General features: G+C 43.6%; 3 protein-coding genes. All 3 read left to right on the top strand.

Annotated elements, in window-relative coordinates; translation table 11 throughout:
• The coding region (locus tag MCO_RS07980; RefSeq protein ID WP_007553720.1) for a hypothetical protein at window positions 1–375 on the top strand (375 nt) is incomplete at its 5' end.
• A 370-nt stretch (window positions 376–745) separates the two neighbouring features.
• A complete protein-coding gene (locus MCO_RS07975; protein WP_007553718.1) occupies window positions 746–1,327 on the top strand; it encodes a hypothetical protein in 582 nt (193 codons plus the stop codon).
• Window positions 1,320–1,892 (top strand): phage terminase large subunit family protein (locus MCO_RS07970; RefSeq protein ID WP_007553716.1); only part of this gene is annotated, 573 nt, incomplete at its 3' end. The genes MCO_RS07975 and MCO_RS07970, both read left to right, overlap by 8 nt.

The raw sequence follows: 1,892 nt of genomic DNA, 5'->3' as shown, positions 1-1,892 counted from the left end.
GCTACAGCAAAGTTTCTTGAGACAGATATCATTGGTTCTGGAACACCGATACCTCTTAAATTTTTTCAAGCACAAGAAACAAAACAGGGTGTAACTTACAAAATGTTTGGGAAAAAAGAAATCTTACCCCATGCTTTTATTTGCGGGGGAAAATTTCCTAAGCGTGTTACATTAAAGATGGGAAACAATGTGTTTCAAAGAGCGGATGGAGATCAATTCCCTATTGCAAAACAAGAGGGAGCATCAATTGCTGGAGTGATGTCCAAACCAGAAATTGCAAGTTCTATTGTAAAAAAAGCCAATGAGAGATTAATTGCCAACATACAGTACCAACTTGCTCGTCATGAATACGCTGCTAACAAGAAAGCTAAATAATGTTTTTAAACTATGCCTACGTGCTATACACCGCGGTTTTAATTTTTAAAGCAGATTATCGCTTGTGCTTTAGTTTTTTCCAGAAAAAATTCAATGCAATCAATGCAAAAGGTACTTCCCAGCGGGTTGGGTCTGTTGCGGGGCAGGCTAGCGCAAACTATCGCTAGTGACAGAATTTTCAAATTGACTGTACATTGTACACTTAACTCATTGATAAATAATGATTTCAGTGTGTACAGTACGATATGTAAAATATCTCCTTATCGCGTTGAATCCTGTTTTTCAGTTCGTGACGTAAAACTCTCTCTATCCTAATACGCCGAAAACCTCATTCCTCAAGGTGAGAAAGAAATCAAGGCAAGGAGCAACTATGAATAAGAAACATCGTGAGGGCATATCGGTTCGTGCGTTTGCGAAGAAGATGGGTGTTTCACATAATGCGGTTATTTCTCGATTTAAGACAGGCAAATTTGATAAGGCTCTTTTTGAAGATGGTTCTGTCAATGAAGCCCTTGCCACAAGCATCTGGAATGAGAATCCAACAAAGCGCCCTGCCCCACTTTTAGCACCGGATGGACAACGGCGGACAAAGATCAAACAAGCCTCCACAGATGGTGCCAATGAATACAAGATAAAACTGGAGAGAATGCAAGTTGCGCTTGAAAGCGAAAAGATTGCCCTTGAACGACTACGCGAAACAACCGTTGATCGAGAAGAAATGAAAAAGGCGGCACGTGAGTTTGGAAGAGCACACCGTGATGCCATGTTGAATTTTCCACATCGTTTCGGGGCAAGCATTGCCGCACAAGTTGGATGTGATGCGGCCAGCCTTATTGGTGCCATTGATTATACTATGAGAACCGCTTTGCTTGAGGCGGTTACCATTCCCGTGCCTTTTCATGACCCTCATTCTCCAGAGTTAGAGAGCTTGCAAGAAACGAATAATGGATGACAATGCCGTCGAAGAATTTTTCGCTAATGCCAATGATGCACGACAACCAGACCCACCGTACAGGGTTTCGCAATGGGCGGACAAGAATAGATACCTTAGCACCGTAGCAAGTGCTGAGCCTGGGCTTTGGAGAACAAAGCGCACCCCTTATTTGCGCGAAATCATGGATAACCTTTCCTCTTACAAACCTATAGAGACAACCATTGTCATGAAAGGGGCGCAAGTTGGCATGTCTGAAGCAGGATTGAACTTCTGCGGTTATGCCATTCATTATAGTCCGGGACCTGCCCTTTATGTGATGCCAACGGTTGAGACAGCGAAGAAGCTTTCAAAAACCCGTCTTGACCCAATGATTATGGCAAGTCCTGCTTTAAGCGAACGCATTGCCCCAGCGCGGGCACGCGACAGCGGTAATACAATGTTTTCGAAAGAGTTTGATGGTGGTGCATTGATGCTTACAGGAGCAAACAGTGCTGCTGGTTTGCGTTCCATGCCTATTCGTTATCTGATTTTAGATGAGGTGGATGCCTATCCTCTCAGTGTGGATAACGAAGGTGATCCGGTA

It is taken from the genome of Bartonella sp. DB5-6 (assembly GCF_000278115.1).
Lineage (GTDB): Bacteria > Pseudomonadota > Alphaproteobacteria > Rhizobiales > Rhizobiaceae > Bartonella > Bartonella refiksaydamii.
This window is presented reverse-complemented; position numbering and strand designations above follow the sequence as displayed.

Coding starts and splice junctions, on each gene's coding strand:
- MCO_RS07975 (WP_007553718.1), top strand. CDS start 746: ATGAATAAGAAACATCGTGAGGGCATATCGGTTCGTGCGTTTGCGAAG.